The organism is Caldicellulosiruptor sp. DIB 104C (assembly GCF_028198085.1).
GTDB classification, from domain to species: domain Bacteria; phylum Bacillota; class Thermoanaerobacteria; order Caldicellulosiruptorales; family Caldicellulosiruptoraceae; genus Caldicellulosiruptor; species Caldicellulosiruptor saccharolyticus.
On the sequence record NZ_CP116337.1, the window covers coordinates 220,411 to 238,112 of the forward strand.

The 17,702-nt window shown below is 34.5% G+C and carries 15 protein-coding genes and 1 other RNA gene (1 of these 16 running past the window's edge); 9 read left to right on the top strand and 7 right to left on the bottom strand.

From position 1 onward, the window contains the following. On the bottom strand, positions 1–2,226 hold the 5' portion of the coding sequence (locus PGC14_RS00970) for a GH36-type glycosyl hydrolase domain-containing protein (protein WP_271629287.1). The gene continues 147 nt to the left of window position 1, outside the view; 2,226 of the gene's 2,373 nt are visible here — the first part of the coding sequence; its start codon is at positions 2,224–2,226; its stop codon lies beyond the left edge, outside the window. A gap of 25 nt (positions 2,227–2,251) precedes the next feature. Continuing rightward, a complete protein-coding gene (locus PGC14_RS00975) occupies positions 2,252–4,687 on the bottom strand; it encodes a GH36-type glycosyl hydrolase domain-containing protein (protein WP_271629288.1) in 2,436 nt (811 codons plus the stop codon). A gap of 239 nt (positions 4,688–4,926) precedes the next feature. On the opposite strand from PGC14_RS00975, the gene PGC14_RS00980 reads away from it, so the two are divergent. Both PGC14_RS00980 and PGC14_RS00985 read left to right on the top strand, forming a co-directional pair. After that, positions 4,927–6,171, top strand: a complete 1,245-nt coding sequence (locus PGC14_RS00980) for a glycosyltransferase family 4 protein (RefSeq protein WP_271629289.1) — start codon at positions 4,927–4,929, stop codon at positions 6,169–6,171. After that, positions 6,168–7,514 carry a sugar transferase gene (locus tag PGC14_RS00985; RefSeq protein ID WP_011916652.1) on the top strand — a complete coding sequence of 449 codons (1,347 nt, stop codon included), beginning with the start codon at positions 6,168–6,170 and terminating at the stop codon, positions 7,512–7,514. Before PGC14_RS00980 ends, PGC14_RS00985 begins: the two co-directional genes overlap by 4 nt. Positions 7,515–7,588: 74 nt before the next feature. On the opposite strand, the gene PGC14_RS13435 is transcribed toward PGC14_RS00985, so the two are convergent. After that, positions 7,589–7,717 carry an ATP-binding protein gene (locus PGC14_RS13435; protein ID WP_307742502.1) on the bottom strand — a complete coding sequence of 43 codons (129 nt, stop codon included), beginning with the start codon at positions 7,715–7,717 and terminating at the stop codon, positions 7,589–7,591. Between the two features lie 1,021 nt (positions 7,718–8,738). Between PGC14_RS13435 and PGC14_RS00990 the strand changes: the two genes are divergently transcribed. Further along, a complete protein-coding gene (locus PGC14_RS00990; RefSeq protein ID WP_271629290.1) occupies positions 8,739–9,458 on the top strand; it encodes a TIGR02391 family protein in 720 nt (239 codons plus the stop codon). A 1,147-nt stretch (positions 9,459–10,605) separates the two neighbouring features. Here PGC14_RS00990 and PGC14_RS00995 read toward each other — a convergent pair. The 4 genes from PGC14_RS00995 to smpB all read right to left on the bottom strand — a co-directional run bounded on the left by PGC14_RS00995 (position 10,606) and on the right by smpB (position 12,077). Then, positions 10,606–10,938, bottom strand: coding sequence for a type II toxin-antitoxin system PemK/MazF family toxin (locus PGC14_RS00995; RefSeq protein ID WP_271629291.1), 333 nt, complete (start codon positions 10,936–10,938; stop codon positions 10,606–10,608). Next, complete coding sequence (locus PGC14_RS01000) at positions 10,931–11,128, bottom strand: DUF2281 domain-containing protein (RefSeq protein ID WP_271629292.1); 198 nt, start codon at positions 11,126–11,128, stop codon at positions 10,931–10,933. Before PGC14_RS01000 ends, PGC14_RS00995 begins: the two co-directional genes overlap by 8 nt. A gap of 106 nt (positions 11,129–11,234) precedes the next feature. Further along, positions 11,235–11,600, bottom strand: a transfer-messenger RNA (tmRNA) gene (gene ssrA / locus PGC14_RS01005). After that, complete coding sequence (smpB, locus tag PGC14_RS01010; protein ID WP_011916654.1) at positions 11,601–12,077, bottom strand: SsrA-binding protein SmpB; 477 nt, start codon at positions 12,075–12,077, stop codon at positions 11,601–11,603. It lies immediately after the preceding tmRNA gene. A 391-nt stretch (positions 12,078–12,468) separates the two neighbouring features. Between smpB and PGC14_RS01015 the strand changes: the two genes are divergently transcribed. From PGC14_RS01015 to PGC14_RS01040, 6 genes are all read left to right on the top strand, one after another. Then, a complete protein-coding gene (locus PGC14_RS01015) occupies positions 12,469–13,611 on the top strand; it encodes an aldo/keto reductase (protein WP_271629293.1) in 1,143 nt (380 codons plus the stop codon). A gap of 13 nt (positions 13,612–13,624) precedes the next feature. Beyond that, positions 13,625–14,155, top strand: a complete 531-nt coding sequence (locus tag PGC14_RS01020; protein WP_039764165.1) for a flavodoxin — start codon at positions 13,625–13,627, stop codon at positions 14,153–14,155. Between the two features lie 19 nt (positions 14,156–14,174). Continuing rightward, positions 14,175–14,588 (top strand): (R)-mandelonitrile lyase, encoded by a 414-nt coding sequence (locus tag PGC14_RS01025; protein WP_039764162.1) that lies wholly within the window; start codon positions 14,175–14,177, stop codon positions 14,586–14,588. Between the two features lie 95 nt (positions 14,589–14,683). Then, complete coding sequence (locus PGC14_RS01030) at positions 14,684–15,088, top strand: MerR family transcriptional regulator (protein WP_271629294.1); 405 nt, start codon at positions 14,684–14,686, stop codon at positions 15,086–15,088. Positions 15,089–15,351: 263 nt separating this feature from the next. After that, positions 15,352–16,527 (top strand): MFS transporter, encoded by a 1,176-nt coding sequence (locus PGC14_RS01035; protein WP_271629295.1) that lies wholly within the window; start codon positions 15,352–15,354, stop codon positions 16,525–16,527. A 104-nt stretch (positions 16,528–16,631) separates the two neighbouring features. Continuing rightward, positions 16,632–17,636 carry an AraC family transcriptional regulator gene (locus tag PGC14_RS01040; protein ID WP_039764156.1) on the top strand — a complete coding sequence of 335 codons (1,005 nt, stop codon included), beginning with the start codon at positions 16,632–16,634 and terminating at the stop codon, positions 17,634–17,636. The last annotated feature ends 66 nt before the right edge of the window (positions 17,637–17,702 follow it).

The following is a 17,702-nucleotide window of genomic DNA, read 5'->3' on the forward strand; positions in this document are numbered from 1 at the left end:
TCTTCCTCTGAAAACTCTCTCAACTTCAAAACCGTCCCAACATGATGGTATACATGGGTCAATAATAAGACCTTTGTAGTGTGGGCGAACCCCTAGGATATACTGTGTTGCTGCAACAAATGCCCATGTTGCAGTACCTGTCAACCATGGATTTCGCGCACGACCAAAATAATATGGATGTTCTTTTCCGGTGATAAACTGGGAATAAACATAAGGTTCTGTGGTATAGATTTCAGCAATATCATTTTTGTTTGCAGGAAGGAACGACATATAGTATTCAAAAGCATAATCGCCTCTTCCAAGTACAGCCTCTGCAATAATTACCCATGTATTAGCATGACAGAAAATAGCAGCATTTTCTTTTAATCCCGGCGGGAAAGAGGTTACAGCCCCAACCTCTATAATATAATCAACATAAGCTGGCCAGTTTTTGACACATCCATGTTCTGTTGCGAGATACTTTTTGACACTGTCCATTGCCATTTTGCCTTTTTCATCAACAAAAGCGCCAGAGAATACTGACCATGACTGAGAATTTAGGAAAATCTTGCTCTGATCACTTTCTTTTGATCCAAGTTTTTTACCGCTTGCCAAATACCCTCTTACAAACCACTCGCCATCCCATGTATACTCATCCATTGCCTTTTTGATTTCGTCTCTATAAGCTTTATACTTTTCAGCATCCTCAGTCTTTCCGATGTACTCAGCAAGTTCTATAAATTCAGATAAAGCCTTATAATAAAGCTGGGTCGACCATGTACTCTCGCCACCGTCTTTGAGGTTGATACAATCATTCCAGTCAGCAGCAAGACCAAGCAAAAGTCCATGTTTTCCTCTGTGATTCCATGAAAACTCCAAAGCTTGTTTTAAATGCTCATAAACAGAAGCACTTGACTTGTCCGCATACTCAACAACTTCATCTAAGATAGAAAAATCACCTGTTTCTTTTATATAGTGTGGCACAGCAATCAAAAGCCATAAATGGTCATCTGAATAAATTCTATCTCGTGGAGGTATATTATGTTCTCCTTGAGCCCATGTAAGAGGCTGGAAATGATGCATCGCATATCCTTCAGAAAGCTGAGCCTTCAAAAGTTCAATAAGTCTTTTTCTTACCTCTTGAGGGATTGAATGTGCAACGCCCAGAATGTCCTGTGAAGAATCTCTAAAGCCAAGTCCGTCTCTTCCTCCAGCCTCTATAAATGATGCAGACCTTGACCAGTTAAATGTTGTATGGCACTGATACTGATTCCATATGTTCAACATCAAATTCATCTTCTCGCTTGGTGTTGAGCATTTGAACTTGCTAAGCCGGTCATCCCAGTACTTTTGCACCTTTTCAAATTCTCTTTGGATATTTTCTTTTGATGCAAATAGTTTTTTATATTCTTTTCCTTCCTTATATGCATCTCCTATTCCCAGTACAAACACTAAATATTCTTCCTGACCGGGCTGAAGTTCAATTTTTACCTGTGTTGCAGCGCATGGGTTTCCACCTATTGCAATTGACCCAAAACACCTGCCATTTTGAATAGCTTCTGGATTAGCTTCACTGTTATATGGACCAATAAACACATCTCTGTCTGTATCAAAACTTTCAATCTTTTTATTTGTGCATGTGAAAAAAGCTTTTGGTTCATAAGGACTCCAGAGCTTGATAGAATAATCTACAATTTCATCTTCTTTGTTGTAACCCATTCTGCAGGTGTAAAGAATATACTGAAAATCCATCATGTCAAGCATGGAATTCCAAAGACAGAACTCTGTATAAGTAAATACCGATAGTTCCTTTTTCTTACCTGACTCATTCTTGATTTTAACTTCCCAGATTTCAATTGGCTTGTCTACTGGCACAAAGATTTTTAAAGATGAGGTTATGTTGCTATATTTACTTTCAAATATTGAATATCCAAGACCGTGTCGACAGATGCTGTTAAAACTTTCAAGAGGCTTTCCAACAGGTTGCCAGCTTATTGACCAGAAGTCTTTTGTTTCTTCGTCTTTGATATATACATATCTTCCAGGTCTGTCCATTGGGATGCTATTGAACCTGAAACGAGTGACCCTTCCAAGCTTAGGGGATTTGTAAAAAGAATAACCTGACGCATTGTTTGAGATTATAAGACAATAGTCACTTGTCCCCAAATAATTTACCCATGAAGTTGGTGTTTTGGGATTTGTTATAACATACTCTCTACTTTGAGAATCAAAGTACCCATAGTTCATAAAAAATACCCTCCTTAAAATTTTTCTATCCCATTATCACTTCAACAAAATGTTCTTTGCCATCTGAGAAAGCTGGTATTAAATTGGAAGACATTTCTTTGCCATCAACAACAACTTTTTTAACACCTTTTGAAACGCCATCAGGGTTCTTTACTTGTATATTGTAAATTGCATTTCTGAACACTCTTTTTACAGTAAATCCTTTCCACTCTCTTGGTATGCAAGGGTCTATTAAAAGACCGTCATAATCAGGTCTTATTCCCAAAATCCACTGTGTCATTGCAACAAAGTTCCATGCAGCAGAGCCTGTGAGCCATGAATTCTTAGCCTCACCTGGCTTGTACGCATCTTTTCCAGCAATCATCTGGCAGTATACATATGGTTCAAGCTTGTGCACATCGCTTATCTCTTCTCTATATGATGGAGCAATCTTTGACCAGTACTCAAATGCTCTATCTCCTCTTCCAACAATACACTCTGCAATCATAATCCATGGGTTATTGTGACAAAACACCGCTGCATTTTCTTTGTAGCCCGGCGGATAGCTTGTAATCTCACCAAGATGAATTTTGTACTCTGTAAAAGCTGGCTGAACAAGAACTATTCCATGTTCTGTATCAAGATACTTTTTAACAGAATCGAGCGCAGAAATAGCTTTTCCATCATCAAGTCCTATTCCTGCCATTACACAAAAACCTTGTGTTTCAATAAATATCTTACCTTCGTCATTTTCTTTGCTTCCAACTTTGTTTCCAAAGTAGTCATATGCTCTTAAAAACCACTCGCCATCGTAACCATAATTTAAAATTGCCTCTTTCATCTTTTCAATGTGGTATTGTGCATCTTTTGCAATATCTTCTTTACCCAACCTTTCACAAATCTTTACAAATTCCTTTCCAACATAGACAAACATCCCTGCTATCATAACAGATTCTGCAGTTTTGCCGTCTTTGTTATCACATGTCTGGAACGACTCATCAGGGTTTGTTGAAAATGCGTTTAAGTTCAAGCAATCATTCCAGTCAGCCCTGCCTATGAGTGGAAGTCCATGCGGTCCTAAGTTGTTCACAACATGGTAAAATGCCCTTCTCAGGTGTTCGAACATTGAAGCAGCCTTTTGCGGGTCATTTTCAAAAGGAACAATTTCATCAAGAATGGACCAGTCTCCTGTTTCCTTGATGTAATGTGCAGTTGAGAGTATGAGCCACAACGGGTCGTCGTTGAAATTACTGCCTATTTCATTGTTGCCTCTTTTTGTAAGAGGCTGATATTGATGGTAAGCACCGCCATCTTCAAGCTGGGTTGCGGCTAAATCCAATATTCTTTCTCTTGCCCGTTCTGGTATCTGGTGAACAAAACCAAGAATATCTTGGTTAGAATCTCTGAACCCCATTCCTCTTCCTATTCCAGACTCAAAGTATGAAGCACTTCTTGACAGGTTGAATGTTACCATACACTGATACTGGTTCCAGATGTTTACCATTCTATCTACCTTGTCTATGCCAGTCAGAACGTTAAACTTGTTCAGTAGATTGCTCCAAAATAGCCTCAAATTTTCGAATGATCTTTGGACGTCTTCTGGGTTTTTGAATTTTTCTATCATTTTGTAAGCCTTTTCTTTGTTTATAACACCTTTTTTAAGCCATTTTTTGTCTTCATCATTTTCTACATAACCCAGCACAAATACAAGCTCTTTTGCCTCCCCTGGCTGCAAAGAGATTTTTATCATATGCGATGCAATAGGTGCCCAGCCGTGAGCTTCTGAATTAAAACTCTTTCCATTTTCAACTGCTAAAGGTGCATCAAACCCTCTGTAAAGACCAAGAAATGTGTCCCTGTCAGTGTCAAATCCATCGATTGGAACGTTTACAGAATAAAAAGAATAATGATTTCTACGCTCTCTGTACTCTGTTTTATGGTAAATCACAGAACCTTCTATTTCAACCTCACCTGTACTTAAATTTCTTTGGAAGTTTGTCATATCGTCAAGCGCGTTCCAAAGACAAAACTCAATCAATGAAAAGAGTGTCAAATCCTTTGGCTGGGTAGATTTGTTTGTTATCTTAAGATAGTGTATCTCACAGTTTTCATCAACTGGCACAAAAAATGTTTGCTCCACCTCAACGCCATTTCTTCTTCCTGTTATGATTGTATATCCAAGACCATGGCGACATTCATAAAACTCAAGAACTTTTCTTGTTGGCATCCATGAGGGTGACCAGAAATCCTCATTGTCTTTTATATAGAAATATCTTCCGCCCATATCAAGTGGAACATTGTTATAACGGAACCTTGTTATTCTTCTGAGTCTTGCATCTTTGTAAAAACAATAACCACCTGCATGGTTTGAGATTAAAGAAAGAAAGTCTTTCATGCCGAGATAGTTGATCCACGGAAAAGGAGTAAGTGGAGTTGTTATGACATACTCTCTTTTATTGTCATCAAAATAACCAAATTTCAAAGTTATCAGTCTCCCTTCTTTTGCAAATTATGATTTTCACTTTTGCCTATCATCTTAATTATACCTTTTGACCATAATCAATCTTTTAATTATTTTGCCTTAATTTTGTACTATTTTGCTCTAAGAATTTTTCGAAGGTATATAGAATGTAGATATTAATTATCAGGAAGAATTATGATATACTCAATTATGAATACCTAATCAAAAATTTATGCAGTAGGTAGAAAGGGAGAACAACTTTGAAAAAGAAAATATGGATTTTAAACCACTACGCAATTCCACCTACAATGGGCGGAATTACAAGACATTTTGACTATGCAAAGGAGCTTGTAAAAAGAGGATATGATGTAAGTATTTTTGCCTCCAGTTTTGACCATAAGCAAAGAGTTGAACTGCTTCAAAAAGGAGAAAAATTTAAAATAGAAGACTACAGTGGTGTAAAGTTCGTTTGGATAAAGACAACCCCATACAAGAAAAACGATTTCAAAAGGGTTGTAAACATATTTTCGTTTGCTAAAAACCTCTATTTTATAGCAAGAAAATTTGAAAAACCAGATACAATTATAGCATCCTCTTTTCATCCACTTACATGGGTTGTGGGATATAGGTTAGCAAAGGGGAAAAAGGCTGAATTTGTAGCAGAAGTGCGTGACCTTTGGCCACAAAGTGGAATTGACCTTGGTGCTTTCAAGGAAGGAAGCCTGATAGTTAGACTTTTGCGAAGGCTTGAGAAGTTCATATACACAAAAGCAAAGTATGTAATAACAGTTTTGCCAAAAGCAGATGAATACATTCAGAGCCTCGGAATAAATAAAGAAAAAATTGTACATATTCCAAATGGTTGTGATATTGAGAGGTTTGACCTTCTGAAAAATACAATGCCCGATGAGGTAAAGAAGATTTTAGGTGAACATGAGGGGTATTTTAAAGCTTGCTATTTAGGTGCGCTTGGTCAAGCTAATGCAATGGAAACAATAATTGAGGCTGCAAAGTACGTGCAAGACGAAGTAGGTGACAAGATCCATTTTCTGATAATAGGAGATGGTCCTGAGAAAGAAAAACTTCAGAAGATGGTCAAAAAATTTAAACTTTCAAATGTATTTTTTTATGATCCAATATCAAAACTTTCTGTACCAAGCTTACTTGAACGCGTTGATATAACGCTTGTTTCTATGCACAATCTAAAAGTTTACAGGTTTGGGATATCTCTTAATAAACTTTTTGATTATTTGTGTGCTGCAAAGCCAATAGTGTTTGCAGGTAATGTTGCAAATGACATTGTCAAAGACTCAGGTGCGGGGTTTTCTTGTGATGCCTATGATTCAAAGGCATTTGCTCAGAAGATTATAAAACTTTACGAGATGGATGAAGATGAGAGAAAGAGGATTGGGCAAAAGGGAAGAGAGTATGTTGAAAAATATCACGACATCAGAAAACTTGCAGATAGATTAGAACAAATTATAAATGGAGATGGTAATCGATGAGGTCGTATATAAAAAGCTATCATAAACTCAGTAAGTTTTTTGTCGTGGTTATGGACCTTCTGCTAATTCATGCAGGGTATATCTTGGCATATATTATAAAGTTCAATTTTACATTCCCAAAGCGAAACTTTATGCCATACTATACATTGATTCCGCAAATAACTCTATTTGCTCTTGTACTATTGAACATTTATGGTCTTTACACAATCACAATGAAAACGATAAGCGAGATAGCATTTTCGATGGTTTTAGCCCTTATGCTCTTACAATTTTTAACAGTTGTTTCTACCTTCTTTTACAGGCACTTTGCATTCCCAAGAAGTATATTTATAATTGCATTTTTTATCCAGTTTCTGCTACTCCTCGGATGGAGAGGACTTGTTTTATATGTTTTCAAAAGAGTGCAGGGTGTCAAGCATGTGATGGTGATTGGTGAAAAGATGAAAGCACAGGAGTTTGCCCAGAAGCTTCAAAATATCTCAAAAGGCTGGATTGAAGTAAAGTATGTGGTTGAACCAAATTCTATCGATCAGCTGATTCCATATATAAAGGCTGTTGACACAATCTATGTATATTCAAAGATGGATGAGAATTTAAAGAGCGAGATTGTAAGAAAAGCCATAGAATTTAAAAAGCACATTTTTATTACACCTGATTTTAGAGATATCTTGGTTTCACGTGCAAGGGTAATTCAGTTTGACGATGTTGCAACACTTTCTATCGAGCAACCAGAGCTGACATCTGAGCAAAAGTTAATTAAGAGGGTGTGTGATATTCTTCTTGCTTCAGTCGCGCTGGTTATTTCTTTTCCTATAATGATTTTAATTGCAATTGCCATAAAACTTGATTCAGAAGGACCAGTAATTTACAAACAAAAAAGGGTTACAGAAGGTGAAAGAGAATTTTATGTTTTAAAGTTCAGGACGATGGTAAAAGATGCAGAGAAGATGACAGGACCTGTTCTGGCAACAGAGAACGACCCAAGGATAACAAGGGTTGGGAGATTTTTGCGCGCAACCCGGCTTGATGAGCTTCCACAGCTTATAAATATTTTAAAAGGTGAGATGAGCTTTATAGGGCCAAGGCCAGAACGTCCTTACTTTGTTGAGCAGTTTAAAAAACTCTATCCTGAGTATTCGCTTCGTCACAATGTAAAGGCAGGGCTCACAGGACTTGCACAGGTTTACGGCAAGTATGCAACAAGCCCAGAAGATAAGCTCAGGCTTGATTTGATATATATAAAGAATTACTCTGTTTTTTTGGACATCAAGATTTTACTGTTGACCTTAAAAACAATCTTTACAAAAGAAGCAGCTGAGGGAGTAAAAACCCAAAAAGAATAGGGCTGCTTTTCTACGTGTAAGGGGCCTTGTGGTTATTTTCATGAAAGATTATTTCAGTTAATGGTAATTATGCTTCAAAAGAAAATTATAGGTTTTTTCCTGTATTTAACTCTGCAGCTTTCACCTTTAATAACTACAAAATGACAGGGATGAACAAATCTATCTAAAATAACTGTAGCTAAAACTGGGTCATAAAAGAATATCTTCGGCTATTAATAAAATACTTTATTTACGGTTGTTATTGTTGCACTTTTCACATTATCTTGATAAGATTTACCTCATAGGGATTGTGGAAAATCATATTGTACAAAATAGCAGATACCTTTGTATACAATATGACAATTGCTTTCTTATGAAACTTTAGAAGTATTTCTAAATGATTGCTCAAATTACTATCTCGCTGTACATAACTTTTAAAGTTTGCTATTAAAGTTCAATAACACTATATATCCGAACTTAACTTGAGCTTACTCGTAAGGCAAAGTTTTTTTGTTGTCTTTAAAATTCCTTGTATCTTTTCCGCAAGTAATTTATATTTTATAATATTTAGAAGAAAACTTCAAGTAATAGGTAGAAATTTTAAATGTCATTTCAAATATGTTTAATTTGACAATAATGGAAAACAAAATCACTTAGTAGCTAATATCTTCAAGAATATCAAAATAATGTAGTATATAAAATGTAATTGGACATTGAGAAATCTGATAAAAAGTGTTTTTCCAAAATTTTAACTATATCAGATTTGTGGAAACTTAACATTATACTTTTTCGTGCTTTATATTTGTTCTATAATAAATCTTAAGAAGCAACAGCAAGATATTTTAATGAAAAATCTATCTTTTATAAAAATGACAAATAATGATACTTTATTATCTTTATAGTAGACCTGGTTGATATATTAAGCTAAATAAATGAAGCAACGAAGAAAAGAACTATATTAATTCGTGTGCCATAATTGTCTGGTTTAGCTATATCAAATAAATCCAACTTTCGCAGGGTTTTAGATACGCTCAAAATTTGGTCCAAAATTTGGTCTGTAGGCTATAGAAATTTGAATATTGAATATTATCTAAAAAGATAATGGAGGAAAATCATGTAAAAAGAAGCAGATGGAGATCTGAATTAACAAACTCACAATTACATAAAATCAGTGTGAATTAAAAATTTGTTCCAGCGCGAAGTAAAAATTCCGAAGGAAATTATTTAAATGAGGGGGACTAGAAAATGAATTACCGAATGATAGCAATTCAAGTAGGGGATGTTTTAAAATATGATACATCCAAAAATGATATAGAACGTGCAGCTAACTCTGTTTTTAATTTTCAACGAGAAGATTTTCCAAATGAAGCTATTACATCAGAGAGAGCAAAATTGATTCATGACTGGATACTTACATTAGCCAAACAGAAAATGAACAATGATGAACGCAATGGGTTGTTAAGGAAATTTTTGCGCCTTATTACTCCTGAAGATAAAGTAGCCGAGGTAGAGAAAATTTTAAGGGAAGCGGGTGTAAATTTGCATATAGACGATGCTTTAAATGAATTCTATTCCAGAAATTATCATTATCTAATTTGTAAACATTGTCTCCAACTTTACAAACAGAAAAATTACTTTCACGCTGTGTTTGAAGCAGCAAAGGTTTATAACAAAATGGTTAAAGAGAAAGCGCAAAGCGATAAAGATGGTTATGAATTAATGATGGATGTATGGGCCTTTAAAGGGGTTTTAAAGGTTACTCCTTGCAAAACAGAAACTGATAAAAATGTTCAGGAAGGACTTAAGTTTTTGTCAGCAGGTTTAATGAGAGCTATTAGAAACCCAACAGCTCATGAACCTGCACTTGATTGGCCTATATCAAAAGACGATTGCCTTGATCTTTTAAGTTTCATATCATTTTTGTTACGGCAACTGGATAAAGCAGTTTATTATAAAGGAAATTAAAGTGTGAAAAAAATGAAACCTACCGAGTTCAACATTCTACTGTGTTTTGGTGCTAACGTACTCGGACAATAATTGTAAATTATCATGATGCATTTTTATAGAAATTATATTACTGTATTTAGTATTAAGAGGAAAGAAGATTGGATATGCTGATACATCTTTGACAAATCAAGTAAAAAATTTGGTTCAGCTTATGTTAAATAAAAGTGTAAATATTCATATTTTTTAGGTATTTAGTAATAAAATATATAGTACTCCTATTAACAGGCGGAAATGTATACAGTAAGATAAACTGACAATGAACTGTTTAGATTCTTATGAAAGAAGAAATGTTATTGCAATATCAAATTCCGAATGTAACATATCAAAGCAAAAGATATAAAACATTTTTTAGGTTTAAAGATTTCAAAATTTTGGCAGTGTTTATGAGAGAGAAGGATTTTGGGAAAAGGTAAATGACTATACAGAAGAACTCTTAAATGTGTACCAAACTGATAAAGAAGACATATTCGTTGAAAAGATAAGGAAGGCTGGGGAGAAAAAGGACTTGAGTTGATACCAAAAGCGAAATAGACTTGTTAAAAATTTCATTTTTAAGTATAGTAACAAAATAAAAAAGCTGCATAGTTTGCAAATATTCAATTGTATTATTGAAGCAAGGTTTTGCTCTTTTATCAACTAAAAATTCTTTTTCTACCTATATCTTAATCCATTCTACTTTAAACCAATTGAAGATATTCTCTTTAAATTTTCCTTATATTTTCATGAATTTGCTGTTAAAACTTTTAGAAGCATTTGTAATATATATAAATAACAATCCTTCTAATCCCATTAAAGCAGAACATATATATGTCACAAAATAATTTACAGTAAGATTAATTTCTTAATATTTTAATCCTATTCACGCAACCTATACACCTCAGGGTACTGCTAATCTTTTTTGAAGATAATGAAGAACTTTTTGTCAAAAATAAGCAATCTACATAAAATAGTTCTACCAAATTAGATAGTGTACTATCCACTGCGTCGAGTTTTGTTTTTACTAATTTTTTATCCAACATTTTTTATAGGCTTAAAAATTACTAAGTAGATGTATTTATCAGTTATTAGCAAATTCCTTCTTTTAACTCATCTACTTAATTGTTGGTTAGATTAGCTCATAGAGTTTTTCTTTAACTCTCTCAATAATGTGTTTTTTCACTGAACCAAACTTATTTATTACAATACTTTGCGATAAAGTATAGATTTTGTCCACTCTTATACAAGAGTCCACCTTAAGAGTCCCTTCAGCAAGGTCATGATTTGTCAACATAACAATATAATCTTTTGCTGTTAGGTTTGAAGTAATAGCTGCAACTAATATATCTTCTGTTCTGTTGTTGTAATCATCATTAGATAAAACAAGAACAGGACGTTTTTTATTCGATGTCAAATCACTGAAAGGTATGGGAATTAATAAAATATCGCCTTGTCTATACATTGTTCCATACCTCATCGTCAATATCGTTGTTCCAAAAATCTATGCTACTCTCACTGGCGGACACCAAATCACTTAATAACTTTTTATCTTGCTTGTGTTTTAAAAACAAAATAAAGTCAATAACTTCTTCAAGTTGACTTTCTGGGATTTCCTCAATTAGCTTTAATAAAAGATTTTTATTTGCTTTCACTAATTTCACCTCTGAATTAATATACTATACCTCGTTATTTTTCTAATGGGAGTTCTTCTTAGAAGTGTAGTCTCATAATCCTAAAACATTGTAGAGTTGTTTATTTTGGTGGAGGCGGGGGGATTTGAACCCCCGTCCGAAGGCATCGAACCCCAAACTTCTCCGGGTGCAGTCAGTGTACTTAAATTCTCGGGAAGAAAACGCCCACTGACAGGCTTTTTCTTCCCCAGCCTGAGATTTGACCCAAAAGTAAGGCTCAGGCGACCTTACTTTCGGTGCCCCACGTGGGTTGGCGCCCGACTCGGAGGCCGTGGGCACCTCCGGCGGACGTTAGCTGCGCTTTAGGCAGCTAAAGCGAGTTCAGCTTTGTCTGCAGTTATTTTTCTTCTCGGTTTTTTATAGTGGTACCGAGAAAACCACTACCCGCTATTTGGAATCCGACTGCCCCCGTCGAATTCCAAAACACGCCCCCTTATCTTAAATATTCCTTCATCTTCTTTCTTATCTCAAGCTCAGCATCTCTTTTTGCTATTGCTTCACGCTTATCAAAAAGTTTTTTACCTTTTGCAACTGCAAGCTCTACTTTTATTTTACCTCTTTTGAGGTAAATCTTCAATGGGATTAAAGTGTAACCTTTTTGTTGCACATAACCTGCTAAGCGGTTTATTTCAGACTTGTGAAGAAGGAGTTTTCTGTCTCTCATAGGGTCTACGTTGAAGATGTTGCCCTTTTCGTAAGGGCTTATGTGCATATTGTAGAGAAAAACCTCACCGTTTTCAACCCTGGCAAAACTGTCTTTCAAGTTTACATGACCAAGGCGCACAGACTTTACTTCAGTGCCTTTTAGCTCAATTCCTGCTTCGATTGTCTCTTCAATGAAATAATCATGATAGGCTTTGCGGTTTGTTGCAATGACTTTTATATCGTCTTGTTTATTCTTTTCAGCCATTTAATTCAACTCCTACGTTTGGTTGCAATTTATATTTCTTTGCAAACTTTTATTATATATTAGTTATAGCAATTTGTCAACTTTCAGTACCCATTTGCTTATTTAAATTTTGGCTTTCTCTTCAAGTTTTTCCTCTCTTATCTTTTTCCTTATCTAATATTGCATTGGTTTCAAATAATCAAGAACCATTATTTTGCCATTCTCAACATTTTTTATATTCGATATTATTTAAATATCCAAAGAGTTTGCTTTTTTTATTTCAGAACAATCATTCTATTAATTTCTACAATGTATGGTTTATTTCTCTTGACTTATAGTTAACTCTAACAGATATAATTTTAAACAAGAAAATTGAAAACAGAGTAGATTGATAATGGAGGTAGAATAAATAATGCAATACAGAGATTTTGGGAAAACAGGCATGAGAACATCTCTTCTTGGGTTTGGTGCGATGAGACTTCCTACATTAAATGAAGATGCATCTCAGATCGATGAAGAAAAGGCAATAGAGATGATAAGGTTTGCCATCGAGCATGGTGTGAATTACGTTGATACTGCATATCCATATCATGGAGGGAACAGCGAAAAGGTAGTTGGAAAAGCTTTGCAAAATGGTTACAGAGAAAAGGTCTTCCTTGCAACCAAGTCTCCTGTATGGCAAGTCGAAAAACACGAAGATTTTGAGAGATTTTTGGATGAGCAGCTGGAAAAACTTCAAACTGACCATGTGGACATGTATCTTATGCATGCTCTCAACAAAGAGAGATGGGAAAAAATAAAGGCTTTGAGGTTCTTTGAATTCTTTGAAAAAGCAAAAGCACAAGGGAAAATAAGATTTACAGGATTTTCCTTTCATGACAAATACCCCACATTTAAAGAGATAGTGGATGGTTATGATGGATGGGATTTTTGCCAAATCCAATTAAACTACATGGATGTCAACTACCAGGTAGGCGTCAGAGGCTTAAAGTACCCTGCTTCTAAGGGACTTGCAGTAGTGATAATGGAACCATTAAAGGGTGGGAAATTAGCAAAGCTTCCACAGAAAGTGCAAGATATTTTCAAAAGAAGTGGGAAAAACTGGTCTGCAGTAGAGTGGAGTTTAAGATGGCTTGGAAACTTTCCGGAGGTTTCTGTTATACTAAGTGGAATGAGCACTTTGGAACATGTGAAAGAGAATGTTGAAATCATGAAAAATGTAACCCCCAACAACTTGACTGAAGAAGACTTGAAAATGATTGAGGAAGCAAGAAAGACACTGGGGTCTTTTGCAGTGATAAACTGCACAGAATGTGGCTACTGCATGCCGTGTCCAAGCGCTGTTGATATTCCCGAAAATTTCAGACTGTATAATGAAACTGTTATGTTTGGAGATTGGAAAGGTGGAAGAGGAATATACAAATGGCTTGAGGGACAAAAGACAGCTGCATCTTTTTGCAAAGAGTGTGGGGAGTGCCTTAGTAAGTGTCCGCAAAGATTAGAAATTCCTTCCCTTCTTAAAAAAGTTAACAGTGAACTGACAGAGGTGAAATGAGGAGGGGCAGACAATGGCTCATTCCAAAATTCTCATCGCCTATTTTTCTCGTAAAGGGAACAATTATCTCAATGGCAGAATTACAAACTTGCCGATTGGAAATACAGAAATAGTAGCTCAAAAAATACAAAAATTAACGGGTGGTGATTTATTCGAGATTAAACCAGCAAAACAGTATCCAGAAGATTACTACGAAATGACAGAAGTAGCAAAGGAAGAAAAAAGAAAAAATGCCAGACCAGAACTTGCAAATGAACTCGAGGATATAAGCCCATATGAAGTGGTTTTCCTCGGTTATCCTAACTGGTGGGGAACAATGCCAATGGCAGTATTTACTTTTTTAGAGTCTTATGATTTTGCAGGAAAGACCATCGCTCCATTTTGCACACATGAAGGAAGTGGACTTGGGAGCAGTGAAAGGGATATAAAAAAACTGTGCCCAAAAGCAAATGTATTGCCAGGATTAGCTATTAGAGGGAGCAGTGTTAACCAAGCTGATAATGATATTCAAAACTGGTTATCAAGGCTTGGTTTATTAACTTAAAAGAGAGGTGAGGATTCAAATGGATGGAGCTAAAAAACCAATTTTTCCATTAGGTACTAAAGTCCAAAATAGCTATTTTATTGGAACCGTTTGGGTTGAAACATTAGTAGCTTATGATAAAACTATGAACTGTGCAATTTATAATGTTACTTTTGAGAAAGGTGCAAGGAATAATTGGCACAGGCACCCAGGTGGACAGATTTTATTAGTTACTGGTGGAAAAGGGTATTATCAAGAAGAAGGAAAGTCTGCAAAGATAATAAAAGAAGGGGATGTTGTTGTAATTCCGCCGAATGTGAAACACTGGCATGGTGCAATGCCAGATAATTTTCTTTCTCATATTGCCATTACAACAAACCCTGATAAAGGCGAAGTAGAATGGTTAGAACCTGTTGATGATGAATACTATTTTCAACTTAAATCTGAGCAGTAAAAAATTTAGATTAGGCTCTTTTAATGGAGCCTATTTTTTTGTTTTGTTTATTTGCTAACAATAAATTAAAATAGGTATTGGGAGGTGTGTAATAAATGACAATAACAGAAGTAAGCAAAAAGTATGGTATTTCGACTCATGCACTAAGGTATTATGAGCGAATTGGTTTGATACCTAAGGCAAAAAGGAATGAAAATGGGATTAGATATTATACAGAAGAAGACTGCAGATGGATTGAATTTATACTATGTATGCGAAAGGCTGGGGTTGAAATTGAGACACTACTTGAGTATGTAAATCTTCTACACCGAGGTGATGAAACAATAGAGCAAAGAAGGCAACTTTTGATAAAACAAAGAGATAAACTTATTTTGCGAATGGAAGAGATAAAAAAGGCTTTGGAGAAGCTAAATTACAAAATTAAAGATTATGAATCAAAAATTGTTCCTGTAGAGAAGGATTTGATGAAGTTGAATTTTAATAGAAGCTTAATGGATTAGGGTCTCAAATAATCTGTTTGGTTGCTTTTAGCTATACAGGATAATTTTAAAATTTGAATTTCAAAAATCCAACAAAAAGTTAGAATTTTTATGACAAATATTTCAATGAAACGTTAATGTTAAAATTGTATAATCTGACATTAGATATGAGGAAAAAACTCAATTAACTAACATTGTTTACACCAAACTTGGTTGGGCAATTGAAAGGAGGGTAAAGGCTTAGTTTATAAATAGCAGTATCATAGATAAACTAAGCCACAAAAATGGCCATACTTTTATTAGCTTTTATTTACATATCGTTTATTAGTTTAGGCTTACCTGACTCAATGTTAGGCGCTGCTTGGCCTGTTATAAGAAGCGATTTGAATTTGCCAGTTTATACGGCTGGTATTATTTCTTTGACCATAACATGTTCCACTGTTGTTTCAAGCATGTTAAACCCATTTATCGTAAAGAAAATAGGAACAGGTAAAATTGTTGTTATAAGTACCTTATTTTCTTCTATTGGACTATTTACTTTTTCACATGCACCTTCATTTGTTTTCCTGGGCCTTAGTGCAGTACTTATAGGCTTGGGAGGAGGAAGTATTGATGCAGCTTTGAATAATTTTGTAGCTTTGCATTATCAGGCAAAACATATGAATTGGCTGCACTCGTTGTGGGGTGTTGGGACAACTTTAGGTTCTTATATAATTTCGATTTTTATAGTATATCCAGAGGGTTGGAGAAAGGGATATTTAGTTGTTTCGGCGTTTCAACTTTTGTTAGCAACGTTATTTTTTATTTTGCTTCCGGTGTGGAATATATATGAAAAAGACAATAATAATAAAAGCTCAAATATTAGGAAAAATGAGCGCAAAAAATCATTGCTGTTTGCAAGTGCAGCAATATCAATAATTACATTTTTCTTCTATTGTGCTATTGAAACCACGACAGGGTTGTGGGCAAGCAGTTTTTTAGTAAATTACAAGCATATTTCTCCTTCTATTGCTGCAAAAGGAACATCTTCCTTTTTCTTTGGAATAACAATAGGAAGAATTTTGTCTGGATTTGTGAGCATGAAGTTGAGCGGTAAAAAAATTATCAGGTTATCCTTGGCTTTATTATTCACTGGTATTTTTGTTTTATTAACAGATGTTCCACAAATGATATACTTATTTGGTTTTGCACTAATTGGTTTTGGCTGTGCACCTATTTTCCCAACAATGATGCATGAAACGCCAAAAAGATTTGGTGAAGATATTTCGCACATTGTAATAAGTATGCAAATGGCTGCCGGATATTTGGGCAGCGCACTTGCTCCTTTGCTATTTGGAATTGTTATATCAATGATTGGAGTTTATGTGTTACCATTATATCTGCTGATCTTGCTTTTTATTTTGACGCTTTTTACAGAGCTATTAAATTATCGGATAAATAAAAAAACAGAAGGTTTGTAGCAAATTCTTTATGATTTTTATAATACATTTACAAATCTATTTTGGTAAGATGAAAAAATGTTGTATAATATATTTAGAAACCTTAACAAATGGTGAAAGTATTTATGTTTGTAGTTAATATTCAAACTCAAAAAAGAGATAAGGATTCAACTGCTCAAAAATGCATTTACGAGGTTATAGACTTTGATGATAGATTGCCTTTAAAGATATTTTATCACAATCTTCCGTTTATTCAACATCACTGGCACGAAGCGTTGGAGTTGATTTTTGTTGTTTGTGGTAATGTGACTGTTGTCAAGAATGGAATGATATATAAATTAGGTAGTGAAGATATATTATTAGTTAACTACAATGAAATTCATACAACATATTTGAGTAATAGTGGTATCATTCTTGTTCTTCAAATATCCCCGCGTTTTATTAAAGAAAATACGGGTGTTGAGAAAATCACATTTAATTCACTGTTGTCAATTCCTGAGAGTAAGTTTGATGTTGATAAAGTAAATGAAATAAAGAAATCTGTGCTTGAAATTATGCTTCTGCATAATAAAAAAGATGAAAGTGTAGGGCTTGAAATAAAAAGTAAATTATATCATTTATTATATTTACTGACTTCTTATTTTAAAGATAACTGTGAAAAAATCTCTTTGGAAGAGAAAAAGGAATGCCAGAGAGAAAGATTGCAAAGAATTATTAAACTTATCGATGAAAATTATGACACTATTTCTGTTAATGAAATAGCAAGAAGGGAACATCTAAGCCTCTCATATCTATCAAAATATTTCAAAAATAATGTTGGTATAACGTTGAAAGAATATATAACCAAAAAACGATTAGAACATGCTGTAAAAGACATTCTAAATACTGATTTGTCATTGATAGAAATAGCACTAAAAAATGGGTTTTCTGATGAAAAATTATTAATTAAGTGCTTTAAGGAACACTATAATATGACTCCTTCTCAATTTAGAAAAATGTACAGAACTTTCTCAATAGGCGATAAAAGTTGTTTTAGTTATTTGAATATTTTTGAAGACATGACATTGTCACTAGAAATATTTAAAAGGTTAGAGAGTTTAGTAAGTAAATACAAGCAGATGTCAAATTGAAATGATATGTTCAAGAATCTTATTTTAACGGACTTATAAAGAGATGGTGCAGGTCCTATTTTTTAT

Excerpts from the sequence above, each read along its gene's own strand:
- PGC14_RS01040 (WP_039764156.1), top strand. The coding sequence starts at position 16,632 with ATGTTTGTAGTTAATATTCAAACTCAAAAAAGAGATAAGGATTCAACT.
- PGC14_RS01030 (WP_271629294.1), top strand. The coding sequence starts at position 14,684 with ATGACAATAACAGAAGTAAGCAAAAAGTATGGTATTTCGACTCATGCA.
- PGC14_RS01025 (WP_039764162.1), top strand. The coding sequence starts at position 14,175 with ATGGATGGAGCTAAAAAACCAATTTTTCCATTAGGTACTAAAGTCCAA.
- PGC14_RS01015 (WP_271629293.1), top strand. The coding sequence starts at position 12,469 with ATGCAATACAGAGATTTTGGGAAAACAGGCATGAGAACATCTCTTCTT.
- PGC14_RS01020 (WP_039764165.1), top strand. The coding sequence starts at position 13,625 with ATGGCTCATTCCAAAATTCTCATCGCCTATTTTTCTCGTAAAGGGAAC.
- smpB (WP_011916654.1), bottom strand. The coding sequence starts at position 12,077 with ATGGCTGAAAAGAATAAACAAGACGATATAAAAGTCATTGCAACAAAC.
- PGC14_RS00995 (WP_271629291.1), bottom strand. The coding sequence starts at position 10,938 with ATGTATAGACAAGGCGATATTTTATTAATTCCCATACCTTTCAGTGAT.
- PGC14_RS00985 (WP_011916652.1), top strand. The coding sequence starts at position 6,168 with ATGAGGTCGTATATAAAAAGCTATCATAAACTCAGTAAGTTTTTTGTC.
- PGC14_RS01035 (WP_271629295.1), top strand. The coding sequence starts at position 15,352 with ATGGCCATACTTTTATTAGCTTTTATTTACATATCGTTTATTAGTTTA.
- PGC14_RS00990 (WP_271629290.1), top strand. The coding sequence starts at position 8,739 with ATGAATTACCGAATGATAGCAATTCAAGTAGGGGATGTTTTAAAATAT.